Raw genomic sequence first — 25,784 nt, 5'->3', positions numbered from 1 at the left:
TGGGCATCTGGTACAACAACTTCTTCGACGCGCAGACGCACGCGGTCCTGCCGTACTCGCACTACCTGTCCAAGTTCACCGCCTACCTGCAGCAGTTGGACATGGAGTCCAACGGCAAGTCGGTGCAGCGCGACGGGGAGCCCGTGGAGTGGCAGACCGGCCCGGTCGTGTGGGGCACGCCCGGCACCAACGGGCAGCACGCCTACTACCAGCTCATCCACCAGGGCACCAAGCTCATCCCGGCGGACTTCATCGGCTTCGCCAACCCCGTCGACGAGCTCAGCGGTGAACTCAAGGCGCAGCACGACCTGCTGATGGCCAACTTCTTCGCCCAGACACAGGCACTCGCCTTCGGCAAGACCGCCGAGGAGGTGCGCGCCGAGGGAGTGCCCGAGGAGCAGGTGCCGCACCGTGTCTTCAGGGGCAGCCGGCCCACCACCACGATCCTGGCCCCCGAGCTGACCCCGTCCGTGCTCGGCCAGTTGGTCGCGCTGTACGAGCACAAGGTGTTCGTCCAGGGGGCCGTGTGGAACATCGACTCCTTCGACCAGTGGGGCGTCGAGCTCGGCAAGGTCCTCGCCAAGCGGGTCGAGCCCGCCCTGACCGAGGGCGCAGACGTGCCCGGCCTCGACCCGTCCACCGCCGCCCTCGTGGCCGCGTACCGCACGCTTAGGAAGTGAACTGACATGCAGCTGGGTTTGATCGGCCTCGGCAAGATGGGCGGCAACATGCGGGAGCGTCTCCGCAACGCCGGCCACACCGTCGTCGGCTACGACCGCAATCCCGAACTCTCCGACGTCAGCAGCCTCGCCGAGCTGGTCGAGAAGCTCGAGGCCCCTCGAGTGGTGTGGGTGATGGTCCCGGCGGGCACCGCCACCCAGACCGTCGTCGACGAGCTCAGGGACCTGCTCCAGCCGGGCGACACCGTCGTCGACGGCGGCAACTCCCGCTGGACCGACGACGAGAAGCACGCCGCCGAGCTGGGCATCAAGCGGATCGGTTTCGTCGACGCCGGCGTCTCCGGCGGCGTCTGGGGCCTGGAGAACGGCTACGCGCTGATGGTCGGTGGCGACAAGGAGCACGTCGACCGCCTTCAGCCGGTCTTCGACGCGCTCAAGCCGGAGGGCCCCTACGGCTACGTCCACGCCGGCCGGGTCGGCGCGGGCCACTTCGCGAAGATGGTCCACAACGGCATCGAGTACGCCATGATGCAGGCCTACGCCGAGGGCTGGGAGCTGCTGGAGAAGGTCGACTCGGTGGAGAACGTCCGCGAGGTCTTCCGTTCCTGGCAGGAGGGCACCGTCATCCGCTCCTGGCTGCTCGACCTGGCGGTCAACGCCCTCGACGAGGACGAGCACCTGGAGAAGCTGCGCGGCTACGCCGAGGACTCCGGCGAGGGCCGGTGGACCGTCGAGGCGGCCGTCGCCAACGCGGTGCCGCTGCCGGCGATCACCGCGTCCCTGTTCGCGCGGTTCGCCTCCCGCCAGGACGACTCCCCGCAGATGAAGATGATCGCCGCGCTGCGCAACCAGTTCGGCGGGCACGCGGTGGAGTCCTCGAAGAAGGACTGACCGGGGCGGTCGGCCCACCGGCCGGACGGGCGCCCGGCGCGGGCGGGGCGGGAACGCCTCACCGCGCCGGGCGCTGCGCGTGCTGGGCGGCGAGCCGCACGGACGCGTTCGGGGCGCCGTAGCCGCGGTGGCCGGGGTCCCGCTGGACGAGTTCGAAGAAGACCCGGCCGACGGTCTCGGTGTAGCAGTGCCGGAAGGCGCCGCCGGAGTCCCGGTCGTAGAGGATGCCGAGGTCGCGGTAGGCCGCCAGCTCCTCCTCGGGCAGCTCGAACCGGGCCGCCAGGTCGTCGTAGTAGTTGGCGGGGATGCGCAGCAGTCGGCCGCCGGCCGCGCGGAACCGGCTTGCGGCGGCGACCACGTCGTCGGTGGCCAGCGCGATGTGCTGGGCGTGGACGGTGTCGTCGGTGGGCGCCGCGCCGACGGAGAGGGCGATGCGGACGCTGCCGTCGGTGTTGCCCACGGCCCGGCTGCGCAGCAGTCCGTAGGGGTCGGCGACGTCGACGCTCTCCCGGGCGTCGAGCCCGAGCACGCTGCGGTGGAAGAGGGCCGCCTCGTCGAAGTGGTGCCAGGGCTGGGTGAGCGCGAGGTGGTCGAAGGACGTCACGCCCGTCTCCGGCCGGCCGGCGCCGAGGGTGTCGAAGTCGGCACGCCAGTCGGGCAGTTCGGGGTGTCCGGTGGCGCAGAAGACGAGTTCGGTGCCGTCGGGGGCGGCCACCGCGTCCAGCGGTGCGTCGTGCGGGCCGCGGCGGCGCGGCAGCACCGGGGCGAGCAGGGCCTCGGCACGGCGGGCCGCGGCTGCCGGGTCCGGCGACTCCAGCCCGATCGCGGCGAGCTGCGTGCCGTCGCGGCGTGCCGCCCCCGCCGTGTTGACGAGGATGCGGGCCTCGCCCTGCTGCCAGAGGTCGACGGGCTTGCCGTGATGGGGGGACCGCCCTGCTCGAGCGAAGTCGAGAGCTTGGGGCAGGGCCGTGCGGGCGAAGCCGAGGGCACCCAGGACCGCGGCGACCGGCTCGGCGTCCGGGGTCAGGAGCTCGGCGAAGGCGATGCCGGTGGGGACGACGGGCGCGGGCAGGTTCGCGACGCCCACGGCCTCCTGGAGCAGGAGCAGCGAGCGGTGCGCGTCGACGGCGGTGGGGCCCGCCTCGGCCTGCCGGAAGACGTCGTTGAAGACCTCCAGGGAGAGCGGGCCGTCGTATCCGGTGCGCAGCACGTGCCGCACGAGCCCGGCGACGTCGAAGCCGCCCTGCCCGGGGAAGCAGCGGTAGTGGCGGCTCCACTGGAGCACGTCCATCGCGAGCTGCGGGGCGTCCGCCAGCTGGAGGAAGAAGATCTTCTCCCCGGGGATGCCCTCGATGCCCTTGGGGTCACCGCCGCGGGAGAGTATGTGGAAGCTGTCCAGGCAGGTGCCCAGCGCCGGGTGCCCCGCCGTCTCGACGATGTGCCAGGCGTGTTCGTAGGTGCTGACGTGCCGGCCCCAGGCCAGCGCCTCGTAGGCGACCCGGATGCCGAAGTCCTGTGCCAGGTCGGCGAGTTCGCTCAGCTGGGCCGCGGCGAGGGCGTCGTCGTCGACGGCCGACGGGGAGACGCTGGAGCAGACGAGGACGGTGTCGGCGTCGAGCCGGCGCATCAGCTCGAACTTGTGCCGGGCGCGACGCAGGTTGCGCGCGAACTCCGCGGCGGGGACGGCCTCGATGTCGCGCATCGGCTGGTAGAGCTCGATGCGCAGCCCGAGGTCGGCGCAGCGCGCGCGGATCTCCTCGGGGGCGAGGGGGCTGGCGAGCAGGTCGTTCTCGAAGATCTCGACGCCGTCGAAGCCGGCCCGGGACGCAGCCGTGAGTTTCTCGGTGAGCGATCCGCTGAGCGAGACGGTGGCGATGGACGTACGCACCCTGAGTACCTCTCCTCGGCTTCCGAGCTTTTCGTGTTCCGGCCGCCCGTTACTTCCCGGCCCCCACCGCGCCGCCCGCCAGCTCGGCGATGTCCGCCAGCATCCGCGCGCCGTCCGGTTCCCGCCCGGTGAACAGCCGGAAGGCGTCGACGGCCTGGAAGACGGCCATGCCGCCTCCGTCGAGCGTGGCGCAGCCGCGTGCGCGGGCGGTGCGCAGCAGCTCGGTCTCCAGGGGGCGGTAGACGACCTCGGCGACCCACAGGCCGGGGTGGAGCAGCTCGGCCGGGAAGGGCAGACCGGGGTGGGCGGCCATGCCGGTGGGGGTGGCGTGCACGATGCCGTCGGCGTGCGTCAGCAGTTCCCCGAGGGCGTCGGGGGCCGCGGCGGCGGCCCGTCCCGCGCCGAAGTGGCGGGCGAGGGAGTCGGCGAGTGCGGCGGCCCGCTCGGACAGGGCGTCGACGACGGTGACCCGCTCGGCGCCGAGCGTCAGGGTGGCGTGGGCAACGGCGGCGCCGGCTCCGCCCGCGCCGAGCTGGACCACCCGCTCCAGCGGCGCGTCGGGCAGCCCGCGGGCGAAGGACGCGGCGAAGCCGGTGACGTCGGTGTTGTGCCCGATCGCTCGGCCGTCCTCGAAGACGACGGTGTTGACCGCGCCCAGCGCCTCGGCCTGCGGGGCGAGGGCGTCCAGGTGCTCGATGACGAGCTGCTTGCACGGGTGGGTGACGTTGAGCCCGTCGAAGCCCAGGGTGCGGGCGGAGCGCACCAGGTCGCCCACCGCCTGCGGCGGCAGACCCAGGGTGTCGATGTCCAGGAGCCGGTACAGCAGCCGCAGGCCCTGGCGGTCCGCCTCCCGCTCGTGCAGCGCCGGGCTGAGCGACGGGCCGATGCCGGAACCGATCAGACCGACGAGATACGAGTCCTTGGCCACCGCTGACCTCCTGGGCAGACACCTAATGTACGAACTAGTACGTTAGCTATATCAGCACGCCGGCTCCCGCGGGAAGACCCTCGAGGGCCGGGACGCCCGCTGCTTCTAGAATCACCGGCACTGGACCTACGCCGAAGGAACGTGATGACCAGCGTCGACGAACCGGCACGACCGAACGGGCGCATCCGCGACGCCGCCCGCACCCAGGCCGAGATCCTCGACGTGGCCACGCAGGAGTTCGCCCGGGCCGGCTACGACGGCGCCCGCGTGGACGAGATCGCCGCCCGCACCCGCACCACGAAGCGGATGATCTACTACTACTTCGGCGGCAAGGAGCAGCTGTTCACGGCCGTGCTGGAGCGGGCCTACGGTGTGATCCGCGAAGCCGAGCAGCAGCTCGACGTCGACCACCTGGACCCGGTCGCGGCCATCCGGCGGCTGGCCGAGCTGACCTTCGACCACCACGAGCAGCACCCCGACTTCATCCGCCTGGTCAGCATCGAGAACATCCACGAGGCGGAGCACATCGCCGCCTCGGAGAAGCTCGGCAGGATCGGTTCGCCGGCGCTGGACGTGATCCGCCGGATCCTCACCTCGGGCCAGGAGTCGGGCCTGTTCACGGCGGACGTGGACGCGGTCGACCTGCACGCGATGATCAGCTCGTTCTGCTTCTTCCGGGTCGCCAACCGGCGTACGTTCGGCGCCCTGTTCGGGCGCGACCTCGTCGACCCGGCCCGGCGCGAGCACTACCGGAACATGCTGGGCGACATGGTGATCGCCTATCTGACGGCGGACCGCGCCGCGGACTGAAGCCGCGCCGAGCCTTCGCGGCCGGCGTTTCCGTACGGCCGCGGCAGGACCTCTTGACACCCGGGAAACGTGGGCGCAACATCACTGGCCAACTGCTACTAACTACCCAGTGGGTTAATTAACCGGGACGCGCACCCGGTGTGCCCGGCCCGTCACCCCAGGGATCCGGCACTTCTCGACGTCCGCTCTCTCCGCATACGTTGGAGTCCCCCGAAGGAGCCCGCCGTGTCCGTCCCCGCCGTACCCCACGACGCCACCGCCCCGCCCGGCCAGCCGAAGAAGGCGGCGGCCGCCGCCTGGATCGGCAGCGCACTGGAGTACTACGACTTCTTCATCTACGGCAGCGCGGCCGCGCTGATCTTCCCGAAGGTCTTCTTCGACGCCTCCGACCCGGCCACCGCGACCCTGCTTTCGCTCGCCACCTTCGGCGTCGCCTACGCCGCCCGCCCGGTCGGCGCGTTCTTCCTCGGCCACTTCGGCGACCGGCTGGGCCGCAAGAAGATCATGGTCTTCACGCTGATCCTGATGGGCGTGTCGACGTTCCTGATCGGCTGTCTGCCCACCCGGGCCCAGGTCGGCGGTGCGGCCCCGGTGCTGCTCGTGCTGTGCCGGGTGCTGCAGGGCATCTCGGCGGCGGGCGAGCAGGCCAGCGCCAGTTCCATGAGCCTGGAGCACGCGCCGCCGGACCGGCGCGGCTTCTTCACCAGTTTCACCCTCAGCGGCACCCAGGGCGGCCAGCTCATCGCCACGCTCGTGTTCATCCCGGTCGCCGCGCTGCCCGAGGACCAGTTGCTGAGCTGGGGCTGGCGGCTGCCCTTCTGGCTGAGCATCGCGGTCGCCGTCGTCGGCTACCTGATCCGCCGCAGGCTGGCGGAGACCCCGGCGTTCGCCCAGCAGGCCGCCGTCGAGGGCGTGGCCCGGCTGCCGCTGGCGGTGCTGCTGCGCGAGCACTGGGCGGACGTGCTGCGGGTGGTCGCGGGCGCGCTCGTCGCCTCGGTGAGCACCATCTTCACGGTGTGGGCGCTGGCCTACGCGACCAGTGACGCGGTCGGCATGTCCCGCTCGTCGATGCTGTGGGTGGGCGCCCTCGCCAACGTCGTCGCGCTCGGGGCCATCCCGCTGTGGGCCATGCTGTCGGACCGGATCGGCCGGCGTCCCGTGTACCTGATCGGCGCGGCGGGCAGCGCGGTGACGATGTTCCTCTACCTGTGGGCGATCTCCACCGGCTCCTACCCGCTGACCCTCGTCCTCGGCATCGTCGCCTTCGGTGTCGTCTACAGCGCCGCGAACGGCGTCTGGCCCTCCTTCTACGGCGAGATGTTCTCCACCCGGGTCCGGCTGTCGGGCATGGCGATCGGCACGCAGATCGGCTTCGCGGTCGCCGGGTTCGCGGTCACCTTCGCCGCCGAGATCGCCGGCCCGGGCGGCACCGACTGGTCGTCGGTGGCCCTGTTCACTGCGGCCCTGTGCGTCCCGCCGGTGATCGCCGCGCTGTCGGCCCGCGAGACCCACCGGGTCCCGACCGAACTGCTCGGCGAACGGACCGGCCGGCCGGCGTCCCGGCCGGAGACGGTGTCGGCCTGACCCGCCGCACGCGGCACGCACGGCACGCACGACACGCACGGCGCCCACGGACCGGAGACATCTCCTTGCCCGTGGGCGCCGTGCCTCGTGCGAGGCGGGCGAACAGTTCGTCGGGCACGGGACCGTCGAAGTGGACCACGAGGAGGTCCTCCTGGGTGGGACGGGGCTCGACGAGGCGGGCAGGTTCGTGGACGAGCTCCAGGTGCCGTTCGGCGTCGGGCCGGCCGACCGTCAGCAGATCGTGCCCGCCGGGCCGGGTGCCTCCCCCCGGTCCGCCAGAGCACGCCCAACAGCGCTGTCCCGTCTGTCCCGTCCTGCGGTTCAGCGGCCGGAGGGCACTCGTCCGCTCCCCCGGCTCAGAGGCCGGAGGGCGGGACCGCCGCCGCGTCGAGGAGGGGGCCCAGTTCGCGGGCCACGGTCGTCAGGGGGCGCACGTCCCGCTCCGCGCGGGCCATGAGGAGCGCGCCCTCAAGCGCGCTGATCATCAGGGTGGCGAGCGACCCGGCCCGGGCGGCCGGCACTCCCATGCCCGTCAGGGCCTCGGCCACCGCCTCCCGCCAGGCCGCGAAGGCCGCGGCCGTGGCCTCCCGGGTGGAGGCGCCGGTGGCGGCACGGTCCACGGTCGCCGCGGCGACGGGGCAGCCGGTGGCGAAGTCGTCGGCCTCGCACTCGTCGGTCCACTGCCGCACCATCGCGGCGAACAGGCCGCTGGGCGTCGGCTCGTCCAGGCCGGCCAGGAACCGGGCGACGCGCTTTCCCGCGTACCGCCCGGCCCAGGCGACCGCCTCGCTGACCAGTTGCTCCTTGCCGCCGGGGAAGTAGTGCTGCAGCGATCCGCGCGGGGCCCGCGCGTGGGCGGCGACGTCCCGCATCCCCGTGGCGCCGACCCCCTCGCGCCGGATGAGCTGGGCAGCGCTGAAGACCATCCGCTCGCGCGGCCCCCGCTGCGACTCGGCCATCGCCGACCTCCTTGCTCATTGCCCTGCTCCAGCCTATGACCACCGTCATAAACGCCGCTACTATGACCAGTGTCATAACGGTCGCGTCCGGAGGGCGGTCCCCCGTGAACGTCGGTTTCCTCGGCCTCGGAGTCATGGGGCGGCCCATGGCGCTCCGGCTGGCCCGCGCCGGTACCCCCCTGATCGTCTGGAACCGCACGGACGCCCGTACCGCGCCGCTGCGCGCGGCCGGCGCCGAGGTGGCGGCGGGCCCCGCCGAGGTGTTCGTCCGCGCGGACGTGGTCCTGCTGATGCTGGCCGACGACACCGCGACCGATGCCGTCCTCGGCCGCGGCACCCCCGCCTTCGCCGCGCGCGTCTCCGGACGGGTGGTGGTCCACATGGGCACGACCTCGCCCGCGTACTCGCAGGGCCTGGAGGCCGACGTCCGCGCGGCGGGCGGCCGTTACGTCGAGGCGCCCGTCTCCGGGTCCCGCGTCCCGGCGGAGAACGGGCGGCTGGTGGCGATGCTGGCCGGGGACGAGTCGGCGGTGGAGCTCGTACGGCCGCTGCTCGCGCCCCTGTGCCACCAGACCTTCGGCTGCGGGCCGACGCCCGGCGCGCTGCTGATGAAACTGTCCGTGAACCTGTTCCTGATCACGCTGGTGACCGGTCTGACCGAGGCGTTCCACTTCGCCGAACGGCACAAGCTCGACCCGGGCCTGTTCCTCGACGTCCTGGGCGCGGGCCCGATGGCCAGCGCGGTCTCCGGGATGAAGGCGTCCAAGCTGCTGGCCGGGGACTTCGCGGTGCAGGCGGCGGCTCTCGACGTCCTGAAGAACAACCGGCTGATCGCCGACGCCGCCCGCGCGGCCGGCATCGCCTCACCACTGCTGGACGTGTGCCACACCCTCTTCGAGGAGACGGTGACCCTGGGGCACGGCACCGAGGACATGGTGGCGGTACTGCGCGCGATCGAGGCCCGCACGACGACGGCACCACAGGACCGGCCCCAGGACCCGGCCTCCGCGCCCACTCCATGAACGGCCGGGCCGGCCACGGCCAGGGCACGTCTCACAACTCGCGCAGGACTCGGCCGAGGCGCTGCTGGAAGAAGACGGCCGCCTCCCTGCCCACCCGGACACGGACATCGGCGTTCGCCGGTTCCGGAGTGAAGAAGTCTTCGTGGCGGACGTCGGGACCGGCCGAGCAGCCGGTCGCTCCGGGGACGTGTTCCAGGTAGGGCCGGGTGTCGACTTCGTAGGGGTTGACGGTGTCCGCTCCGCCCCAGCGGATGCCCACGGGCACCTGGACGGCTGCCAGGCTCTCCGGGGTCACGAGCCCGCCCACTCCTGGGGCCACCTGGAAGACCGCCCGAACTCGGGGATCCGAGAGGTCTGCCCCGGCGGTGTCCAGCGCACGCCCTGACGACTCGTCCAGCGGGTACTTCTTCCGGAGGGCCTCCAGTGCGCCGGGGAATTCGGGGATCTCGGGCAACGGGACGGCCCCTGTCATCACCGCCCGGACGATCCGCGGATCGACACGAGCACCGGCGAGGGCCACCGCCGTGCAGCCGCCCAGGGAGAACCCCGGCGCACCGACAGGGCCGGGGGCCGCTCGGAGGCGAGCGCGTCGAGGGCGAACGAGACGTCCCGGGGCCGTTCCCACACGTGCAGGAAGCCCTCCGGCTCGTAGCCGTCGACGAAGTTGTTGCCGTGGTGGTCCAGGGCCACGACGCGGAATCCTGCCTGGCGCAGCGGTCCTGCCGGCCACCCCATACTGCTGCCCGAACCCCCGGTGCCGTGCGAGACGACGACCAGCGGGGCGGGGAGAGCAAGCGGAAGGTCCGGCTCCCACAGGTAGAGACGGACGGGGCGTGGGCGAGCCGGATCCCGCAGGTCACTGCGGGACTCGTCGTGCACCACGCGTATCAGCGGCTGCTCCCCGTGGATCGTCATGGCGGCATCGCAGGGAGACGATGCCTGCGTGTACGGCGGTTGTCCGCCCGCCTCAGCCGTGTTCGGCGCCGTCGGCGGCCCGCGGAATCCCGTAGGCCCGCTCCACCCTGAGCCGCAGCACCAGACGGCGGTCGCGGACCATCGAGGCGCGGAAGTCGTCCCAGTCGGGGTGCTCGCCGAGGACGGCGCGGTAGAGCCGGACCAGTTCCTCGACGGTCTCGTCGTGCGGGTCCCGCGCGACGGGTGAGAGGTCGGCGGTGCCCTCGGCGACCGTGTAGGCCCACCGGTCCGGGCTGGTGACGTGGTACGACGCCCGCGGGTCGCGCCGCAGGTTGCGCGTCTTGGCGCGGTCGTCGGTGACGGAGACCCGGATGATCCGCTCCTCCGGGTCGTAGGCATGACTGACGTTCGACAGCTGGGGGCGCCCGTCACGCTTGAGCGTGACCAGCACCCCGCCGTGCCCTTCGGAGAGCAGCCGCAGCAACCGCTCCCGCGCCGGATCCTGCGCGGCGCCCTCGCTCATGTCTCGGCTCATATCAGGAACAACTCCCGGAGGACCGCCGGGCATTCCTCGTAGACACTGTCTACCCATGACTGGTAGACAGTGTCTATGACTGAGTCCGGGAAGAGCCTGCGCGAACGGCTGGTGGACGTCGGGGTGGACCTGGTGGCCGAGGAGGGGGCCCAGGCGCTGACACTGCGCGAGATCGCGCGACGAGCGGGCGTCTCCCACGGGGCGCCGCGCCGCTACTTCCCCACCCACCTGGAACTGCTGTCCGCCATCGCGCGCCGCGGCTTCGCACAACTCGCCGTCCGGGCGGCGACCATACTCGACGACACCGCGGCGGATCCGCGCACCCGGCTGGGCGCGCTCGGCGGCGTCTACCTGGATTTCGCGCTGGGCAACCGCGGCATGTACGAGCTGATGTTCCGTCACGATCTGTTGGAGAGCGGCCATCTGGGCCTGCGGGACAGCAGCCTGCCACTGTTCAGAGCCCTGGTGGAGCTGGTGGCCGAGGCCCGCCCCGAGCAGGACGCGCGCGTCGTTGCGGGGGCCCTGTGGGCGAACCTGCACGGCATCGCCCAACTGTGGGGCTGGGGCAGCCTCCAACTGGCCACCGGCACAGCGGACTTCGCTCCCCTCCTGCGCACGGCACTCGACGCGCACCTCGGGCCGGAGGGCGGCCGGTGACCCCGTACCACCGCGCGGCCACGCTCGCGAGCAGTGTGGCCGGGGCCGTGATCGTCGCCCTGGACGGCACGGTCCTCACCGTCGCGCAACCCACGCTGCAACGCGACCTGGCCGCGTCGGCCGCGCAGGTCCAGTGGACCAGCACCGGCTATCTCGTCGCGGTGGCGGCCCTGTTGGTGTTCGCCGGACGGCTGGGCGACCGTTACGGCCACCGGCCCCTCTTCGCCGCCGGGATGCTCGGCTTCGGCGCGGCGTCGGCGGGCATCGCCGTGGCCCCCGGGATCGGCTGGGTGATCGGGCTGCGCGTGGCGCAGGGGGTGTGCGGGGCGCTGCTCCAGCCTGCCACGCTGGGCATGGTGCGCACCGCGTTCCCGCCCGACCGGCTCGCCCCGGCCATCGCCCTCCGGACGGGCGCCATCGGACTGGCGGCCGCCGCCGGTCCACTGGTGGGCGGAGCGCTGGTGACCGGCCTGGGCTGGCGGTCCGTCTTCTACGTCAATGTCCTTCCGGCGGCCCTCTTCGGCGTCCTGGCTCTCGCCACACGCGGAACGGAACGGCCCGGCCTCTCCCCCGCCGCCGGGTTGGACGAGCCCGGCGTCCGAGCGGCCACGTCGCCGGGCAGGCCGGAGGCGTCCCCGGCCGGGCCTGGCGATCCCGCGGTCCGTCTGGACGTGCCCGGGGCTCTGCTGCTGGCCGTGGCCCTCGGCTGCGCGGTGCAGACGCTGGCCGCGCTTCCGGAGCCCGGATGGACCGGGCCCCTCGTGGCCGTCGTCGCCGGCACCGCCTTCGTCCGGCACGAGCGCCGCACCCCGAGTCCGCTGCTGCCGCCGGACGTGATCGGCTCGGCGGCCGTCGGCTCGGCACTGGCGGTGCTGGTGGCCGCGTCCTCGGCCCTGTTCGGCGCACTCTTCGTCGGCACGTACCTCCTGCAGGGCACGCTCGGACTGGACCCCTTCCACAGCGCCCTGCTCAGCCTGCCGCTCGCGGTCCTCATGGTCCTGGCCGCCCCCGTCTGCCCGCTGTTGCTGCGCCGGGTCGGGGCCCGTCGTACGACGGTGGGGGCGATGGGACTGCTCGCGCTGGGCATCCTGGTGCTCGCCCGGGCGTCGGGAGCACTCGCCCTGGGGGGCGGGTTCGCGCTGCTCGGAGCCGGGTTCGGCACCGTGATGGTGGCGGCGACACAGGTCGTCGTCCGGGAGAGCCCCGTGGAGCGGGCCGGGGTGGCGGGCGGGCTCCAGCAGACCGCGATGAACGTCGGCCCGGCACTGGGCGTGGCGGCGGCCACCACGCTGAGAGGGCTGGACCGTGGCGACGCGCTGCCCCTGATGGTGCTCGCGGGGGTGGCCGTGACGGGAGCGGTGCTGGGGAGAGCTCTGCCGAAACGTTCCGGCTCGGTGATCACCGATCGTCCCGAACCGGGGGACCGTCTCCGTGTTCCTGCGCGACGATGAGGTCTGGGCAGGTCCGGGCCCGGAGGGGCCGGGACGGTCCTCGTGCGAGGCGAACCGGAGGAGAGCGATGGGACAGTTGCGGCAGGACGTCGACCCGGGCCGGGTGGGGCTGGACGCGAGGGCGCTGGGCCGCCTCGACCGGTACCTCGCCCACCTCGCCGACGAAGGGCGGCTGCCCGGGTTCCTCGTGTCCGTCGCGCGGGGCGGCCGGATCGCCCACCTCACCACGTACGGCCGGCGGGACGTGGCGGCCGGGCTGCCGGTCGGCACGGACACCGTGTGGCGGATCTACTCGATGACCAAGCCCGTCACCGCGGTGGCCGCGCTGATGCTGGTCGAGGAGGGACGGCTGTCGCTGGACGACCCGCTGGAACGCCATCTCCCGGTCTTCGCGGAACCCCGGGTGTACGAGGGCGGCTCCGGCGGCGAGGTACGCACCCGCCCGGCCTCCGGCCCCATCCGGATCCGGCACCTGCTCACCCACACCGCGGGCATGACCTTCGCCTTCTACCACTCCCACCCGGTCGACGCCCTCTACCGGGCGGCAGGCCTGGAGTCGTCCGTGCCCGCGGGCGCCGACCTCGCCCGGACGATGGAGGTGTACGCGAGCCTCCCGCTCCAGTTCGACCCCGGCACGCAGTGGAACTACTCGGTCGCCAGCAACGTACTGGGCCGGGTCGTCGAGGTGGCGTCCGGGCAGCCGCTGGACACGTTCTTCGCCGAGCGGATCTTCCGGCCGCTCGGGATGACCGACGCCGGGTTCTGCGTGAACGACGAACAGGCCGGGCGGCTGGCCGAGTTGTACGGCCAGACCGACGACGGCGGCATCGAGCCCATCGCGGGGCTTCCGCTGCACGGTCGTCCCCGGTTCCTCTCCGGCAGCGGAGGCCTGGTGGCGAGCGCCCACGACGTGCACCGCTTCATGGAACTGCTGCGCCGCCGCGGCGAACTCGACGGGACCCGGCTCCTGAGCCCCGACACCGTGGACCTGATGACGAGCAATCACCTGCCCGGCAACGCCGACCTGCGGTCCTTCGGCAGCCGCCCCGCCCATGACGAACCCGGCAACGACGGCGTCGGCTTCGGACTCGGAGTCTCGGTCGTGATCGACCCGGAGCGCACCCAGGCGCCCTCGGGCCTGGGAACGTTCGGCTGGAGCGGGGTGGCGACGACCACGTTCTGGGTCGATCCCGGCCGCGATCTGACGCTCCAGTTCATGACCCAGGTGCGCCCGAAGCGCTCCCTGCGGATCTTCCCGGAGCTGAAGCGGCTGGTGCACGAGGCGGTCGTGGGCTGAGTCGTCGTGGGCCGAGTCCGAGCCGGTCCGGCCGGGGCCCCGCTCCGGCCCCGGCCCCGGTCCGGGCCGCGCTCCCTGTCTTCGCTCCCCGCCTCCGGTCAGGACAGGTGCGCCACCGCGTCCAGGTGCGGCAGGTGGTGGTCCAGCCGTTCGCGCTTGGTGCGCAGATAGGTGATGTTGTTCTCGCACGGCGGGATCAGCAGCGGCACCTGTTCGGCGACCTGGACGCCGTACTGCTGCAACGCCTCGCGTTTGCGCGGGTTGTTGGACATCAGGCGTACCGAACGCACGCCCAGGTCGCGCAGCATCTCCGCGGCGACCCGGTAGTCGCGGGCGTCCACCGGCAGGCCGAGGGCGAGGTTGGCCTCCACCGTGTCCAGGCCCTCCGCCTGCAGGGCCATCGCCCGCAGCTTGGCGAGCAGGCCGATGCCCCGGCCCTCGTGCCCTCTCAAGTAGACGACGACACCGCTGCCTTCGGCGACGACGGCACGCAGCGCGGTGTCGAGTTGGTCGCCGCACTCGCAGTGCTGGGAGCCGAAGGCGTCGCCGGTCAGGCATTCCGAGTGCAGCCGGGTGAGAACACCCTCCGTGCCGATGTCGCCGTAGACCAGGGCCACTTGCTCGTCACCGCGGTCGTGGTCCATGTAGCCGACCGCCTGGAATTTGCCGTACACGGTGGGCAGTGGAGCATTCACGACGCGTTCCACGCCCGAGCGCCGTGGGGACTTCTTGCCGAGTACGCCGAGGTTTTCTGTCATGATCTGGATCCTAAGCAGAGACGAAAGGCCGGAAAACAATGAGTGGTTCGGGAACGCGGCCGACGGCATATGGTCTGTTGCCGGCGGACACCACGCAAGACGTACGGACGCGGGGGGCGGACCTCTCACGGCAGATCGCGGTCCTCCCGGTGGGGAGCTTCGAACAGCACGGCCCGTTCCTCCCGTTGGCGACCGACACGCTGGTCGCCTGCGCCATCGCGCGGGAGATCGCCGACGCGTACCCGGTGCACCTCCTTCCTCCCGTGACGATCTCCTGCTCGCACGAGCACGCGGCCTGGCCGGGGACCGTCAGCATTTCCTCCGTGACCCTTCATGCGGTGGTACGGGACGTCGCGGCGTCGCTCCGCCGGTCGGGCGTCGACGTGCTGGTGCTGGTCAACGGGCACGGCGGGAACTACGTACTGGGCAATGTGGTGCAGGAGTCCACCGCGCGGGGCGAGCGGATGGCCCTCTTCCCGGCCGCCGAGGACTGGGAGACGGCCCGGGAACGGGCCGGGGTGCGCACTTCGCTGCTCACCGACATGCACGCGGGGGAAATCGAGACCTCCATTCTTCTGCACGCTCACCCCGAAATGGTCCGGGCCGGTTACGAGTCGGCCGATTTCACCGCGGACGACCGGCGTCATCTGCTCACCGTCGGAATGTCCGCCTATACCGCGTCGGGTGTCATCGGCCGTCCTTCCCTGGGATCCGCCGAAAAGGGGAAGGAACTGCTGGCGGGCCTCGCCGCCTCCTTCGGACCGTATTTCTCGCTGCTCACCTCCGCGGACCCGTCCGCGAACTCGCCGATTCCCACGGCTGATACGGGAAGCGGGCGCGAGGACGAGGGCGAGCGCGAGGACGAGGGCGAGCGCGAGGGCCGGCCCGGATAGCCGCCGTCGGCCGTGCCGCCGGGGACCGGTTCCGTCCCGGCGGCACGGGTCCCGGCGTGCGGGGGTTCCGCTATGGCGGAGTCCGGTCCGGCGTACGAGGGTTCCGCTACGGCGAGACACGGCCCGGCGTTCGGGGGTTCCGCCACGGCAACGCTCGGCCCGGCGTTCAGGGGTTCCGCCCCGGGGGCACCGGGCCCGGCGCGCAGGCCGGTGTACCAGCGGGCGAGGAGGACGAGCGCGCCCGGCAGACTGGCCACGAAGCTGAGCACCCCGTAGACCACGGCGACGCCCAGTCCGGTGCTCGCGCCCAGTCCGGCGGCGCCGAAAGCCCAGGCAGTGACGCCCTCGCGGGGTCCGAAGCCGCCGACGTTCAGCGGCAGTCCCATGGCGAGCAGCGCGAGGATCGCCAGCGGCAGCAGGACGGCGACGGAGGCGGCGGAGCCGGCGACCCGGGCGGCCACGACGAACATCGCGAGGTGCCCGGCCAGGACGACGGCGGAGGAGAGCGCGACCCCGGGCCCGTTGCGGCGGGACAGCAGCGCCTCGCGCGCCTCGTCCAGGGTCCGGCGCAGGGCCCGTCCCCGCGCGGAGGGCGCCCGGTTCAGGCGCAGGGCGAGGAGCACGGCGAGCGCTCCCACGACGGCGAGCGCCGCGGGCGCCCCCAGGTGCCGGGCCTGGGCCCGGACCGGCGAGGGCAGGGTCAGGAGCACCGTGACGCCGGTGGCCGCGAGGGCGATCTGCCCGGCCACCCGCTCCCAGACCACGGACCGCACGCCGCGCCCGAGGTCGCCGGCGTTCCGGCCGTGCCGCACCGCCCGGTGCACGTCCCCCAGGACGCCACCGGGCAGGGCCGCGTTCAGGAAGAGCGCGCGGTAGTAGTCGGCGACGGCCGGCCCGAGGGGCAGACGGATGCGCAGGCCCCGGGCCACCAGTTGCCAGCGCCAGGCGCTGCACGCGGTGGTGACGGCCCCGATCGCGAGAGCGGCGGCCAGCGTGGGCGTGTCGATCCGGCGCAGCCCGTCCAGGAAGACGCCGGTGCCCAGGCGCCACAGCAGGACGACGAGGATGACGGCGCCGGTGACGGTGCCGAGGTGGGTGCGCAGGGCGGGTGAGGTGAGAAAGCGGGCCCGTGCGCGTACGCCGCCGGACGGCCCGGCCCGGCGGCGACCGTCCGTCTCCTCCGTGACCGCGTCACCGGACGGCCCGGTCTTCGGGGGCGCGTCCGCCGCCTCCCCGGCGTGCCCCGACGGCCCGGCCCCCGGCCGTGCGTCCGCCGCCTTCCCCGCGCCCCCGGACGTCCCGGCCTCCGGGCGCGCGTCCCTCCGTACCGCCGGGAGGTCCACCGTCTCCACGCTCATCAGGCACCGCCCACCGGCTGGGACAGCGCCAGCAGGTCGCTGTGGTGGACGACGACCGTCAACTCCCCCGCCGCGCAGGCCGCGAGGCGCTCGGTGAGGTAGCGGTCGGCGAGCGCCTTCAGCTCGGGGCGCTGTTCGACGGCCGCGCCGACCCAGCCGCGCAGCCACTGCGCGGTCAGCTCCCGCTGGTCGGCGCCGAGCCGCCAGGGGCTCGGGTGCACCCGTACGGCGGCGCCGTGCCGGGCGAAGGACTCGCACGCCACGGCGAGCGCGTCCGGGCCGAGCAGGCCGGTGCGGCGCTGATGGGCGTTGAACGCCTCCGCGATCTCGGCGTCCAGCGGGTCGGCGGGGGTGATGTCGACACGGCCGACCACCGACAGCGTGAGCAGGGCCGGGCAGCCGGCCCCTGTGCAGGCGGCGGCGAGGGTGTCGATCTCGTCATGGGTGAGGACGTCCAGCAGGGCGGACGCCGTCACCAGCGACGCGCCGATGAGGGCGTCCGGAGTCAGCCGGGCCACGTCGCCGCGCCGCGTCTCCACGGTGACCCGGCTGCCGTCGGCGGCCGCGTGCGGGGAGGCGACGGCGGCGAAGTGCAGCAGGTACGGGTCACGGTCGTGGAGGATCCAGTGCTGGGCGCCGTCGATCCGGGGGGCGAGCCAGCGGCCCATCGAGCCGGTGCCGCAGCCGAGGTCGTGCACGACGATCCCGCCGTCCCGCCCGGGCGGGTCGGCCAGCCGGCTCCGCAGCGGCTCCAGCAGTTCCGTGGCCCGCGCGGCAGCGTCCGCCACCTCCCGCAGTTGCAGCCACTCGGGGGCGTAGCGGGCCGGCTCCTCCGGCTCCTCCGGCTCCTCCGGCCCGTCCGCGCGAAGCCGGACAGTGGCCCGCTCACCGGGACGCGGCGCGGGACCGGCACCGGGGATCACGCCGTCCTGCCCCGGCACCGAACCGGGCCCAGCAACCGAATCCGGCCCGGACACCGAATCGGGGCCGGCCAGCGAATCCGGCCCCGACACCGGCCCGGGCGCGGACTCGTCGCTGCCGGATCCGGCCGCCGCCAGGTTCACACCCCCACCGCCGCTCACGACGTCCACGGCATCCACGGCATGCAAGCCCTGCACGGCATCCACAGCATCCACGGCATCCACAGACGACGTGTGGTCGAAGAGACCAGGCCGGGCCGGTACGCCCCCGCCCCGCAGGTCGGCGGTGCCGACCGGTGTGGTCGTCGTCTTCCTCATGGTCTCCTTCACGCCGCCCTCCGGGGCTCGTCGGGCAGCCGGCCCAGCACGCCGGCCAGGGCACGGGCGGTCGCCGCCCAGCCGCCGAGCGCTGCGCGGCGGCTGCGGGCGGCGGCCTTCAGACGGCGCCGCACGTCGGCCTCGCCGAACCAGCCCCGCAATTCGGCGGCGAGGGCCGCGGGATCCTCCGGGGGGACGAGGATGCCCGGCACCCCGCCGTCGGGCGCGCGGCCCACCGCCTCGCCGACCCCGCCGACGTCGGTGGCCAGCACCGGAACGCCCCTTGCCAGGGCCTCGGTGATCGCCATGCCATAGGTCTCCGCGTAGGAGGCGAGGACCATCAGGTCGGCGGAGGCGTACGCGGCGTCGAGGGCGGCGCCCGCCTTCGGCCCGGCCAGCTGGAAACGGTCCTGCAGGCCGTACTTCCCGATCAGGTCGCGCAGATGGGTGACGTACTCGGGGTCGTGGGTCAGTCCGCCGACGCACACGCAGTTCCACGGGAGGTCGGTCACCGTGGCGAGGGCCTCCACCAGCCGGTGCTGCCCCTTGCGCGGCGTCACTGCGGCGACGCACAGCAACTGCGAGACGCCGTCGGTGCCGGGGGCGAGGGGCGCGATGTCGGCGCCGGGGGCGGCGACATGGACCCGCTCGGGGGCGAGTCCGTGGTGGGAGACGAGCCGGCGCACCGCCCAGTCGCTGGTGGCGATCACCGCTGGGACCGCCCGCAGGACGGTGCGTTCCCGGGCGTCCAGTTCGGCGGCGACGGCCGGTTCGAGTCCGGTCTCGTCGCCGAGCGGGAGGTGCACCAGGACGGCCAGGTGCAACCGTTCGGCCTCCGGGACGACGACCTCGGGAACCCCGCAGGCCACGATGCCGTCGAGCAGGACGACCGCGCCGTCCGGCAACTCCCTCAGGACACGGGCGAGTTCCGCGCGGGCGGCGGCGTCCGGCCGGGGCCAGTCGCCGTCCACCGGGTGCCCCAGCACCTGCCAGCCGAAGCCGGGCAGGTCCAGGCTGACCCGGCGGTCGTAGGCGTTGCCGCCGCTCGGTGTGGCCGGATCGTCGACACCGCCCGGCAGGATGAAGTGCACGGTGCGCAGGGACATGGGGATGATCCCGACGTGGTCGAGGCCCGCACGCTGGACGGGCACGAAGGCGAGGGGCGACGCGCCTCCTGCGGGCGCCCGGTCGATGGTCGTGTCGGTCACAGGGCACGCTCGTAACTCGCCCAGGCGACGTGCGACTCGTGGAGCGTGACGGTGAGGCCCGCGAGTCCCTTGGCGCCCTCGCCCAGGGCGCCCTTGTGGATCTGCTCGGCGAGCCGGTCGGCGATGACCTTGGCCAGGAACTCCGTGGAGGTGTTGACACCGGCGAAGTCGGGCTCGTTGTCGAGGTTGCGGTAGTTCAGTTCGCTCACGACCGCGCCCAGTTCCTGGGTGGCCAGTCCGATGTCGACGACGATGTTGTCGTCGTCCAGCTGTTCGCGCCGGAAGGTGGCGTCCACGAGGAACGTGGCTCCGTGCAGCCGCTGCGCGGGCCCGAACACCTCGCCGTGAAAGCTGTGGGCGATCATGATGTGATCGCGGACGGTGATGCTGAACAACGGACGACCCTCCAGGTGCGGCGCGTCTGGTCCCCCGGCTGATCCCTGTTGATCCCTGCCGGGGGGATGCCGTGTAGTACGGCTCTCCGCTTCCCCTTGTTCAGCCGTGTCTCACCCTTTTTCTCAGGTCAGACGCTCTTGTTCCGCATGCGTCGGGCCGGTGCTCCGCGGCGCTCCCGCCCCTCCGAACCGGCCCTGTCCATCCGACCGTGTTTGTCGGAACATGTCCGCTGAACCGTGTCCGTCGCACGGGTGTCCGTCGGACCGTCTCCGTCGGACCGCGTCCGTCGGACCCTGGGCGTCGAGCCGTGGGCGTCGGGCCGTGGGCGGCCGACGGGACGTCAGCCGCCGTACGCGATGCGGTGGCACAGGGCGGGAATCTCCCCCGACGCGAGCCTCGGCATGACCTCCGGCAGTTCCTCGAAGGCGCTCTCCCCCGTGACGAGCGCGTCCAGGGCCGGATCGGCGAGCAGGTCGAGGGCGAGAGCGAGCCGGTCGGCGTAGCCGCGGCTGGAGCGGCGGGCCGGGGAGACCGTACCGACCTGGCTGCTGCGGATGGTCAGCCGACCGGAGTGGAAGGCCTCGCCGAGGGGGAGCGCGACGCGCCGGTCGCCGTACCAGCTCAGTTCGAGGACCGTGCCCTCGGCGGTGAGCAGTTCCAGGGAACGGGCCAAGCCCTGTTCGGTGGCGCTGGCGTGCACGACGAGGTCGCAGTCGCCGAGGGCGTCCTCGGGCGCGGCGAAGCCGACGCCGAGGGCTTCGGCGACCTTCGCACGGCCGGGGTCGGCGTCCACCAGCTGGACGCGCACGCCGGGGAACCGGGCCAGCAGGGCGGCCACCGAGCAGCCGACCATGCCTCCGCCCACCACGGCGATGCGGTCACCGACCAGGGGCGCCGCGTCCCACAGGGCGTTCACCGCGGTCTCGACGGTGCCGGCGAGGACGGCCCGCTCGGCGGGCACGGCCTCGGGCACCGGCGTAACGGCGCTCGCGGGGACGACGTAGCGGGTCTGGTGCGGATAGAGGCAGAAGACAGTACGGCCGGCCAGCTCCGCCGGGCCCTCCTCGACCACGCCCACGTTGAGGTAGCCGTACTTCACCGGCCCCGGGAAGTCGCCCTCCTGGAAGGGCGCCCGCATCACGCCGTGCTGACTGGCCGGCACCCCGCCCCGGAACACCAGCGTCTCCGTGCCGCGGCTCACTCCGGAGAACAGCGTGCGCACCACCACCTCGTCCTCGGCGGGGTCGGGAAGCCGCAGGTCACGTATCTCGCCATGGCCCGGCGAGCGGAGCCAGAAGGCGCGGGCGGAACGGTTCATCGTCGTCCTCCTGAACGATCGGGAAGTTGTTCACGTACGGAGATGTGCACAGGCCGCGGACAAGGTACGCGGCGTTGATCGACTCTGTCACTCGGCCGGAGGGTGTGCGGTGGCCCTGAACAACACTTACGACGCGAGGCTGGTCCAGCAGGAGACCGCTGTGGGAGCGGGCGTGCAGATCCTGTTGCTGGCCCTGCTCGGCACGGCAATCGGGATGGGCCCGGCCGGCTGGCTGACCGGTCTGGTCTTCGCGATCGCCACCTGGGCGGTGCTCTCCCGGGCACTGCACCGGTCGCGGCTGCGCTCCTTCGGCGCGGCCAACCGGGTCACCCTGGGCCGGGCCACTCTCGTCGGTGGTGTGACGGCGCTGGTCGCGGACTCCTTCGAGAGCTCGCCGCCGGTGTCGCTGCTGGTCGGCCTGACCGCGGTGGCCCTGATACTCGACGGCGTCGACGGCAAGGTGGCCCGCCGCACCGGCACCACGACCGCACTGGGCGCCCGCTTCGACATGGAGGTCGACGCGTTCCTCATCCTCGTCCTGAGCGTGTACGTGTCCACCCGGCTCGGCCCCTGGGTGCTGCTGACAGGGGGCATGCGCTACGCCTTCGTCGCCGCGGCACGCGTCGCCCCCTGGCTGAACGCCCCGCTCCCCCCTTCGTTCGCCCGCAAGACGGTCGCCGCCCTCCAGGGCATCTGTCTGCTCCTGGCCGGCGCGGAGCTGCTGCCCCAGGCGGCGAACCTGACGGTGGTCCTGCTGGCGCTGGGCTCCCTGGTGTGGTCCTTCGGCCGGGATGTGCTGTGGCTGTGGCGCAACGCGCGGACGGTCGCCGCGGGGCCGTTGTCGCAGGAGTTGGCACCGGAGGAACTGCTGTCGCAGGGGACGATGACCGAGGCGGTGCCCGAGGTGACGGTGGCGGAGCCGATGGTGCCGGCACTGGAGCTGGCGACGCGCTGAGCGTACGCCGACGGCGGGGAGGGCCCGGCCCGGTGCCGGGCCCTTCGCATGCTCCGGTGTGCCGTCAGGACCGTGTGGCCCGGCTCCGCACGATCGCGAACCCGGCGGCCGCCAGGCCGAGGACCCCGACGACCAGCCCGGCGATGCCGAGCCCGCGGGCCGTGGAGTCGCTCGCGTCGGTCGCCGCGGCGCCGGTGCTCTTCTTCTCTGCGGCGGGAGCGGCGGAGCCGTCGTCACCTGCCGTACCGGCCGTGAGCTTCAGCACTGGCGCCGGATTCTCCGGCTCGTCCCCGCCGGTGGGCGCCTCGATCCAGCGGGCGACGTTGCCGTCGGAGTAGGTCTGCAGCGTCTTGAACACCAACTGGTCGCCGTTCTTCGGCAGTTGCCCGAAGGCGACGTCGAAGTCCTCGTACTGCCCGGCACCGATCTTCCCGCCGGTCCAGGTGATGGCGGAGACGGCCTCGGTGATGGTGCCGTCGTCGGTCTTGACCGGCGTCTTCAGCTTCGTGGTGGTCACCTTGGCGGTCCAGCCGTCCTGCGGATGGACCATGACGCCGAGGACGGGGTGGTCGGTGGGCAGGAAGACCTGCACCTTGGTGGTGGAGGCGCTGTCCTCCTCGTTGGGCACCCGGAAGGTCAGCACACCGTCGGTGGCTCCCTTCTCATAGCTCTCCGGGTGGACGGTGACGTGCGCGGAGGCGGCACCGGCGGTCGCGAGGACTGCGGCGGCGGTCAGAGCGGTGACGGCTGCGGCACGGCGCAGGACGACACGCGTCGCCGACATGTTCATGGACATTGGTGAGACGGACATGACTGAGTGGATCTCCGTACGAGTGATGTGTGTCGGATGGTCAGACCGAGTACGGGATCGCGGCGGGAGGCCCCCGCCGGTGCACCGCATGCCGCAGCAGCAGGGTCAGGCGGAGCGAGTCGGGCCCGGCCGGGACGCGCACGGCAGGTCCGTACGGAAAGGGCGGCGAAACACCCCGCCACCACGCGACCAGCCCCGGCACGAGCCCGGCCGCCCGCCGCAGCAGCGACCACAGGGCGGCCTCGCCCCGCCGCAGCCACCAGGAGGCCAGGAGAGCGGCCAGAAGGTGGGCGGCCGTGGCGGAATCGGCCGTGGAGTGGGCGTGCGTCGCCGTCATGGTGTGACCGTTCATGGACGCCATGTGCATGGCGTCCATACGCCCGCCGGAGCCGTTGACCCGGTGAGCCGCGCCGAAGGCGAAGTGCAGCCCGGCCTGGGTGACCAGCATGGCCGCCCCGATCCCGACCAGCGACCGCTCCCGCCCACCGAGCGCCCAGCCGACGGCGAACACACTCAGAAAGGCACCCGCGTCGGCCCACAGCGGAGGCATGTCCCCCACGGCCAGCCCGTGCCCGGCGGCGGCCAGCAGCACGCACACCGCGGCGAACACGGCGGCACGCAGACTCCTCACGGCCGCCGACGCGCTCATGGTGAGCGATCCTCCCACGGAAGAGGGATACGGCCGGCAACGTCGCCCGGTTCACCGTGACCTCGGCCGAAACCCATCTACTCCACCCCCGCGGCGTCGAGCAGACGCACCAGATCCTTGCGCCCGTACCCCAGCAGCGAGGCGCGGTGAGCGGCCATCAGCAGCAGGTGCCCCACGATCTGCGCCGCGTAGCCGTTCTTGTCGTCACCAAGCGACTCCTGGGGTTTCTTGATGCCCATGTCGTTCATGACCAGGCCATGCACGCGACGGCTCTCCGCGACCGTACTCGCGACGGCGTCCAGCAGGGTCTTCCCCGGCCGCTCGCACTTCAGGGCGAAGCAGCCCCAGTCGACGGGTTCGCACCCCTCGGGCGGATGGGCCCGCAGCCCCGCGTACGCCTCGTCCTTGAAGCCGGCTCCTGCGAACTCGTCGTGGGCGAGGAAGAAGCGGTGGTACCCGGGCGGCACGGGAGGCGGCGGTGGCGTGTACTCCGACCCCGCGTCCTCATACAGCCGCCGCTTGACCTCTTCCTCGTCGGCGAGGGTGACGGTGAACCCCGTCGCCTCGTTGCGCCCCGTCGTCGTGCCGTCCGGGTTGCGGCGGAACGACAGTCCCATGCGCGTCTCCTTCGACTCCTGTGACGGGGAAGCTCCCGTCACACCGTCGAACGAAGCGTCTCCGCTGCGCGTGTCCGGTCCGGCGGACACCATCTGATCGTGTGACGGCACGCCGATCCGATGACCCACAGGACGGAAGTTCAGCGCCGACTCCCGGCTCCCGGCTCCCGGCTCCCGATTACCGATTACCGCCGAACGCGCGAAAGCACCCATCAAGACACGTCCACCGATCTACGGTGATGCCATGACGTCGAAGCCGCTTCCTCGCCTCACTCCGACCGGCACCTGCTGGTGCGGCTGCGCCAAGCCGGTCGGAGCCGGTTCGTTCTTCGCCCCGGGGCACGACAAGGTGGCGGAAGCCGCCCTGCTGGCGGTCGAATACGGTTCGTCCGTCGCCCAGTTGCTGCACGGCCACGGTTACGGCCCGGGACACTCGGTGAGCGCGCGAGCCGTGTCCGAGGGTGTCTGGCGGAAGTGCCCTTCGTGCACCTACACGGGCGCGCCGGCGAGCATCGCCAACCATCTCAAGAAGAGCCACCCCTCCGTCGCAGAGCAGGCGGAATCGGAGCGATGACCGAGTCCTCTTCGAGCCAACGTGCCGACCTGGAAGGGCGATGCGTGCGTACGGCGGGTTCTGGGACACCGAACGCGGGCTGCGAGCACTGCGCGATGCAGGACACGAACCTCAGGAGAAGCACACGCGCAGGATATTCCGCGATCTTGCAAGCGAGGGTCTGCTGGTGAAGGTGCAAGACCGGCCCGTCCGCTACCGCGCCGAACCGGCCGACTGAGATCTGTTGCCATCGGCGGCTGTTCGCACACGGCCGCCGGCACGCCGCCTGCGATCACTCTCATGGCACTCCACGACTTCTCACAACTACCCGTACTCACCAGCCCGCACAATCTGCGCGGCGCGGTCTCCTGGAAGTCCGTCGCACAGGCCTGGCACGCCGACCCGGACGCGCCGTTCTCCCGCGCCCTCTTTGATCCTCAGGTGGTTCGCTACGACCACGACCTGATCGACGTGCTGCCCATGCTGGCCGAGTCGGACTTCGTCCTCGTACGCGACCAGCACAACAAGATCGCCGGTATCGTCACGGCGGCCGACGTCGCCCAGGCCTACGGAGACCTGGCGAGCCACTTCCTGCTGATCGGGGAGATGGACCGCAGGCTCCGGCAGATTATCGCGAGCACCTTCACGCTGGAAGAGGTCAGCGCCCTCTGCGACCCGGACGGCGAGCGTGTCACCTCCTTCGGCGATCTCACGGTGGGCGACTACCTGCGTGTGCTCGAAAACCCGGAGTGCTGGGAGCAGTTGGGCTGGCGCCTCCACCGGAAGACGTTCGTCGATTGGCTGGAGGAGGTCCGGAAGATCCGCAACAACGTCATGCACTTCAACAGCAGCGACCCGCTACCGAAGGCGGACGTGGACAAGATCCGTAATCTCAACAAGCTCCTGCGTGATTACGTTGAGTAGCCGTACCCGCCCTTACTGCGGTATTGCACCGGACTGCGGATACCGTCGATCGTGTCTCTCGGCGTGACGTGATGGGTCGGCATGGGCGTCAGCACCTCCTCATCCTCGAGTTGGTACCGCGTGAGCCGTCCCGCCAGGCTCGGTGTGATGAACACCAGCCGATGGAACGCCACCACCTCGGGGTGATCGTTGAGGCCGGTGACGGGGTCGTACCGATCGAGGTCGGCCCGGAAGTGCCGGGGTTGCTGGCAGGATTTCGGCATCGAGAGAGCCCTTCATGCTTCCGCGTATGGCGTGGTCGGCGAACTACCAGCTCTCGCGCCTGGGCCGAGATGCGGGCCGTGCACGCGCGCACTTCCAAGCCCGTCTCGACAAGGAAATCGCCGCCGGCCACTGACCTCTTCTGGGGAAGCGCGAGGCCTGAGTACCGTTTCTCATGACGACGGTCGGCGCTTGCCTGGGAGAAGCGCCGACTGTCGCGGCCAGCCG

Annotated in this window: 27 protein-coding genes and 2 pseudogenes; 13 read left to right on the top strand and 16 right to left on the bottom strand. The window is 72.3% G+C overall.

Annotation, left to right across the window (positions count from 1 at the left end; genetic code table 11):
- Together ACF1A5_RS12380 and gnd are read left to right on the top strand one after the other, a co-directional pair.
- A pseudogene (locus tag ACF1A5_RS12380) lies at positions 1-680 on the top strand (glucose-6-phosphate isomerase); the annotation flags it as partial.
- Between the two features lie 6 nt (positions 681-686).
- Positions 687-1,571 carry a phosphogluconate dehydrogenase (NAD(+)-dependent, decarboxylating) gene (gene gnd / locus ACF1A5_RS12375; protein ID WP_392192776.1) on the top strand — a complete coding sequence of 295 codons (885 nt, stop codon included), beginning with the start codon at positions 687-689 and terminating at the stop codon, positions 1,569-1,571.
- A gap of 58 nt (positions 1,572-1,629) precedes the next feature.
- On the opposite strand, the gene ACF1A5_RS12370 is transcribed toward gnd, so the two are convergent.
- A complete protein-coding gene (locus tag ACF1A5_RS12370; protein ID WP_392192775.1) occupies positions 1,630-3,459 on the bottom strand; it encodes a bifunctional sugar phosphate isomerase/epimerase/4-hydroxyphenylpyruvate dioxygenase family protein in 1,830 nt (609 codons plus the stop codon).
- A 49-nt stretch (positions 3,460-3,508) separates the two neighbouring features.
- Complete coding sequence (locus ACF1A5_RS12365) at positions 3,509-4,387, bottom strand: shikimate dehydrogenase (RefSeq protein WP_392192774.1); 879 nt, start codon at positions 4,385-4,387, stop codon at positions 3,509-3,511.
- A 144-nt stretch (positions 4,388-4,531) separates the two neighbouring features.
- Here ACF1A5_RS12365 and ACF1A5_RS12360 point away from each other — a divergent pair, with 144 nt between their 5' ends.
- On the top strand, positions 4,532-5,197 hold the full coding sequence (locus ACF1A5_RS12360; RefSeq protein ID WP_392192773.1) for a TetR/AcrR family transcriptional regulator: 666 nt from the start codon (positions 4,532-4,534) through the stop codon (positions 5,195-5,197).
- A 225-nt stretch (positions 5,198-5,422) separates the two neighbouring features.
- The gene (locus ACF1A5_RS12355) at positions 5,423-6,781 is read left to right on the top strand and encodes an MFS transporter (protein ID WP_392192772.1); all 1,359 of its coding nucleotides are present in this window, start codon (positions 5,423-5,425) and stop codon (positions 6,779-6,781) included.
- 356 nt (positions 6,782-7,137) lie between these two features.
- Here ACF1A5_RS12355 and ACF1A5_RS12350 read toward each other — a convergent pair whose 3' ends face one another.
- On the bottom strand, positions 7,138-7,740 hold the full coding sequence (locus ACF1A5_RS12350) for a TetR family transcriptional regulator (RefSeq protein WP_392192771.1): 603 nt from the start codon (positions 7,738-7,740) through the stop codon (positions 7,138-7,140).
- Positions 7,741-7,844: 104 nt separating this feature from the next.
- Between ACF1A5_RS12350 and ACF1A5_RS12345 the strand changes: the two genes are divergently transcribed.
- On the top strand, positions 7,845-8,762 hold the full coding sequence (locus ACF1A5_RS12345; protein ID WP_392192791.1) for an NAD(P)-dependent oxidoreductase: 918 nt from the start codon (positions 7,845-7,847) through the stop codon (positions 8,760-8,762).
- A gap of 31 nt (positions 8,763-8,793) precedes the next feature.
- On the opposite strand, the gene ACF1A5_RS12340 is transcribed toward ACF1A5_RS12345, so the two are convergent.
- The 3 genes from ACF1A5_RS12340 to ACF1A5_RS12330 all read right to left on the bottom strand — a co-directional run bounded on the left by ACF1A5_RS12340 (position 8,794) and on the right by ACF1A5_RS12330 (position 10,200).
- Positions 8,794-9,057, bottom strand: a complete 264-nt coding sequence (locus tag ACF1A5_RS12340; protein ID WP_392192770.1) for a hypothetical protein — start codon at positions 9,055-9,057, stop codon at positions 8,794-8,796.
- A 176-nt stretch (positions 9,058-9,233) separates the two neighbouring features.
- Positions 9,234-9,677 (bottom strand): hypothetical protein, encoded by a 444-nt coding sequence (locus ACF1A5_RS12335; RefSeq protein ID WP_392192769.1) that lies wholly within the window; start codon positions 9,675-9,677, stop codon positions 9,234-9,236.
- A gap of 52 nt (positions 9,678-9,729) precedes the next feature.
- Complete coding sequence (locus tag ACF1A5_RS12330) at positions 9,730-10,200, bottom strand: PPOX class F420-dependent oxidoreductase (RefSeq protein ID WP_392192768.1); 471 nt, start codon at positions 10,198-10,200, stop codon at positions 9,730-9,732.
- A gap of 87 nt (positions 10,201-10,287) precedes the next feature.
- Between ACF1A5_RS12330 and ACF1A5_RS12325 the strand changes: the two genes are divergently transcribed.
- The 3 genes from ACF1A5_RS12325 (at position 10,288) to ACF1A5_RS12315 (ending at position 13,617) form a co-directional block, all read left to right on the top strand.
- Positions 10,288-10,869 carry a TetR/AcrR family transcriptional regulator gene (locus tag ACF1A5_RS12325; RefSeq protein ID WP_392192767.1) on the top strand — a complete coding sequence of 194 codons (582 nt, stop codon included), beginning with the start codon at positions 10,288-10,290 and terminating at the stop codon, positions 10,867-10,869.
- On the top strand, positions 10,866-12,320 hold the full coding sequence (locus ACF1A5_RS12320) for an MFS transporter (protein WP_392192766.1): 1,455 nt from the start codon (positions 10,866-10,868) through the stop codon (positions 12,318-12,320). Before ACF1A5_RS12325 ends, ACF1A5_RS12320 begins: the two co-directional genes overlap by 4 nt.
- A 67-nt stretch (positions 12,321-12,387) precedes the next feature.
- Positions 12,388-13,617, top strand: a complete 1,230-nt coding sequence (locus ACF1A5_RS12315) for a serine hydrolase domain-containing protein (RefSeq protein ID WP_392192765.1) — start codon at positions 12,388-12,390, stop codon at positions 13,615-13,617.
- A gap of 98 nt (positions 13,618-13,715) precedes the next feature.
- On the opposite strand, the gene ribA is transcribed toward ACF1A5_RS12315, so the two are convergent.
- Positions 13,716-14,375 (bottom strand): GTP cyclohydrolase II, encoded by a 660-nt coding sequence (gene ribA / locus ACF1A5_RS12310; RefSeq protein WP_392192764.1) that lies wholly within the window; start codon positions 14,373-14,375, stop codon positions 13,716-13,718.
- Positions 14,376-14,413: 38 nt separating this feature from the next.
- Here ribA and ACF1A5_RS12305 point away from each other — a divergent pair, with 38 nt between their 5' ends.
- A complete protein-coding gene (locus tag ACF1A5_RS12305; RefSeq protein WP_392192763.1) occupies positions 14,414-15,268 on the top strand; it encodes a creatininase family protein in 855 nt (284 codons plus the stop codon).
- Positions 15,269-15,519: 251 nt separating this feature from the next.
- Here ACF1A5_RS12305 and ACF1A5_RS12300 read toward each other — a convergent pair.
- The 5 genes and pseudogenes from ACF1A5_RS12300 to ACF1A5_RS12280 all read right to left on the bottom strand — a co-directional run.
- Positions 15,520-16,626, bottom strand: a pseudogene (locus ACF1A5_RS12300) (lysylphosphatidylglycerol synthase transmembrane domain-containing protein); the annotation flags it as partial.
- A complete protein-coding gene (locus ACF1A5_RS12295) occupies positions 16,626-17,864 on the bottom strand; it encodes a trans-aconitate methyltransferase (RefSeq protein WP_392192762.1) in 1,239 nt (412 codons plus the stop codon). The gene ACF1A5_RS12295 and the pseudogene ACF1A5_RS12300, both read right to left, overlap by 1 nt.
- An 8-nt stretch (positions 17,865-17,872) precedes the next feature.
- The gene (locus ACF1A5_RS12290) at positions 17,873-19,072 is read right to left on the bottom strand and encodes a glycosyltransferase family 4 protein (protein ID WP_392192761.1); all 1,200 of its coding nucleotides are present in this window, start codon (positions 19,070-19,072) and stop codon (positions 17,873-17,875) included.
- The gene (locus tag ACF1A5_RS12285; RefSeq protein ID WP_392192760.1) at positions 19,069-19,467 is read right to left on the bottom strand and encodes a 6-pyruvoyl tetrahydropterin synthase family protein; all 399 of its coding nucleotides are present in this window, start codon (positions 19,465-19,467) and stop codon (positions 19,069-19,071) included. Before ACF1A5_RS12285 ends, ACF1A5_RS12290 begins: the two co-directional genes overlap by 4 nt.
- 341 nt (positions 19,468-19,808) lie before the next feature.
- Positions 19,809-20,786, bottom strand: coding sequence for a zinc-binding alcohol dehydrogenase (locus tag ACF1A5_RS12280; protein WP_392192759.1), 978 nt, complete (start codon positions 20,784-20,786; stop codon positions 19,809-19,811).
- Between the two features lie 109 nt (positions 20,787-20,895).
- On the opposite strand from ACF1A5_RS12280, the gene ACF1A5_RS12275 reads away from it, so the two are divergent.
- Positions 20,896-21,741, top strand: a complete 846-nt coding sequence (locus ACF1A5_RS12275; protein ID WP_392192758.1) for a CDP-alcohol phosphatidyltransferase family protein — start codon at positions 20,896-20,898, stop codon at positions 21,739-21,741.
- A gap of 64 nt (positions 21,742-21,805) precedes the next feature.
- On the opposite strand, the gene ACF1A5_RS12270 is transcribed toward ACF1A5_RS12275, so the two are convergent.
- The 3 genes from ACF1A5_RS12270 to ACF1A5_RS12260 all read right to left on the bottom strand — a co-directional run bounded on the left by ACF1A5_RS12270 (position 21,806) and on the right by ACF1A5_RS12260 (position 23,818).
- Positions 21,806-22,525, bottom strand: coding sequence for a YcnI family protein (locus ACF1A5_RS12270; RefSeq protein ID WP_392192790.1), 720 nt, complete (start codon positions 22,523-22,525; stop codon positions 21,806-21,808).
- 67 nt (positions 22,526-22,592) lie between these two features.
- Positions 22,593-23,201, bottom strand: a complete 609-nt coding sequence (locus tag ACF1A5_RS12265; protein WP_392192757.1) for a hypothetical protein — start codon at positions 23,199-23,201, stop codon at positions 22,593-22,595.
- A gap of 77 nt (positions 23,202-23,278) precedes the next feature.
- The gene (locus ACF1A5_RS12260) at positions 23,279-23,818 is read right to left on the bottom strand and encodes a hypothetical protein (RefSeq protein WP_392192756.1); all 540 of its coding nucleotides are present in this window, start codon (positions 23,816-23,818) and stop codon (positions 23,279-23,281) included.
- A 244-nt stretch (positions 23,819-24,062) separates the two neighbouring features.
- On the opposite strand from ACF1A5_RS12260, the gene ACF1A5_RS12255 reads away from it, so the two are divergent.
- From ACF1A5_RS12255 to ACF1A5_RS12245, 3 genes are all read left to right on the top strand, one after another.
- Positions 24,063-24,392, top strand: coding sequence for a hypothetical protein (locus tag ACF1A5_RS12255; RefSeq protein ID WP_392192755.1), 330 nt, complete (start codon positions 24,063-24,065; stop codon positions 24,390-24,392).
- A 40-nt stretch (positions 24,393-24,432) separates the two neighbouring features.
- Entirely contained in the window at positions 24,433-24,609 is a 177-nt protein-coding gene (locus ACF1A5_RS12250; protein WP_392192754.1) for a hypothetical protein, read from the top strand.
- 62 nt (positions 24,610-24,671) lie between these two features.
- The gene (locus ACF1A5_RS12245; RefSeq protein ID WP_392192753.1) at positions 24,672-25,295 is read left to right on the top strand and encodes a CBS domain-containing protein; all 624 of its coding nucleotides are present in this window, start codon (positions 24,672-24,674) and stop codon (positions 25,293-25,295) included.
- Here the strand turns inward: ACF1A5_RS12245 and ACF1A5_RS12240 are convergent.
- Positions 25,283-25,558 (bottom strand): hypothetical protein, encoded by a 276-nt coding sequence (locus ACF1A5_RS12240; RefSeq protein WP_392192752.1) that lies wholly within the window; start codon positions 25,556-25,558, stop codon positions 25,283-25,285. The two genes, ACF1A5_RS12245 and ACF1A5_RS12240, sit on opposite strands and share 13 nt — an antisense overlap.
- Between the last annotated feature and the right edge of the window lie 226 nt (positions 25,559-25,784).

This window comes from Streptomyces sp. NPDC014864, assembly GCF_043081525.1.
Taxonomy (GTDB): domain Bacteria; phylum Actinomycetota; class Actinomycetes; order Streptomycetales; family Streptomycetaceae; genus Streptomyces.
This window is presented reverse-complemented; position numbering and strand designations above follow the sequence as displayed.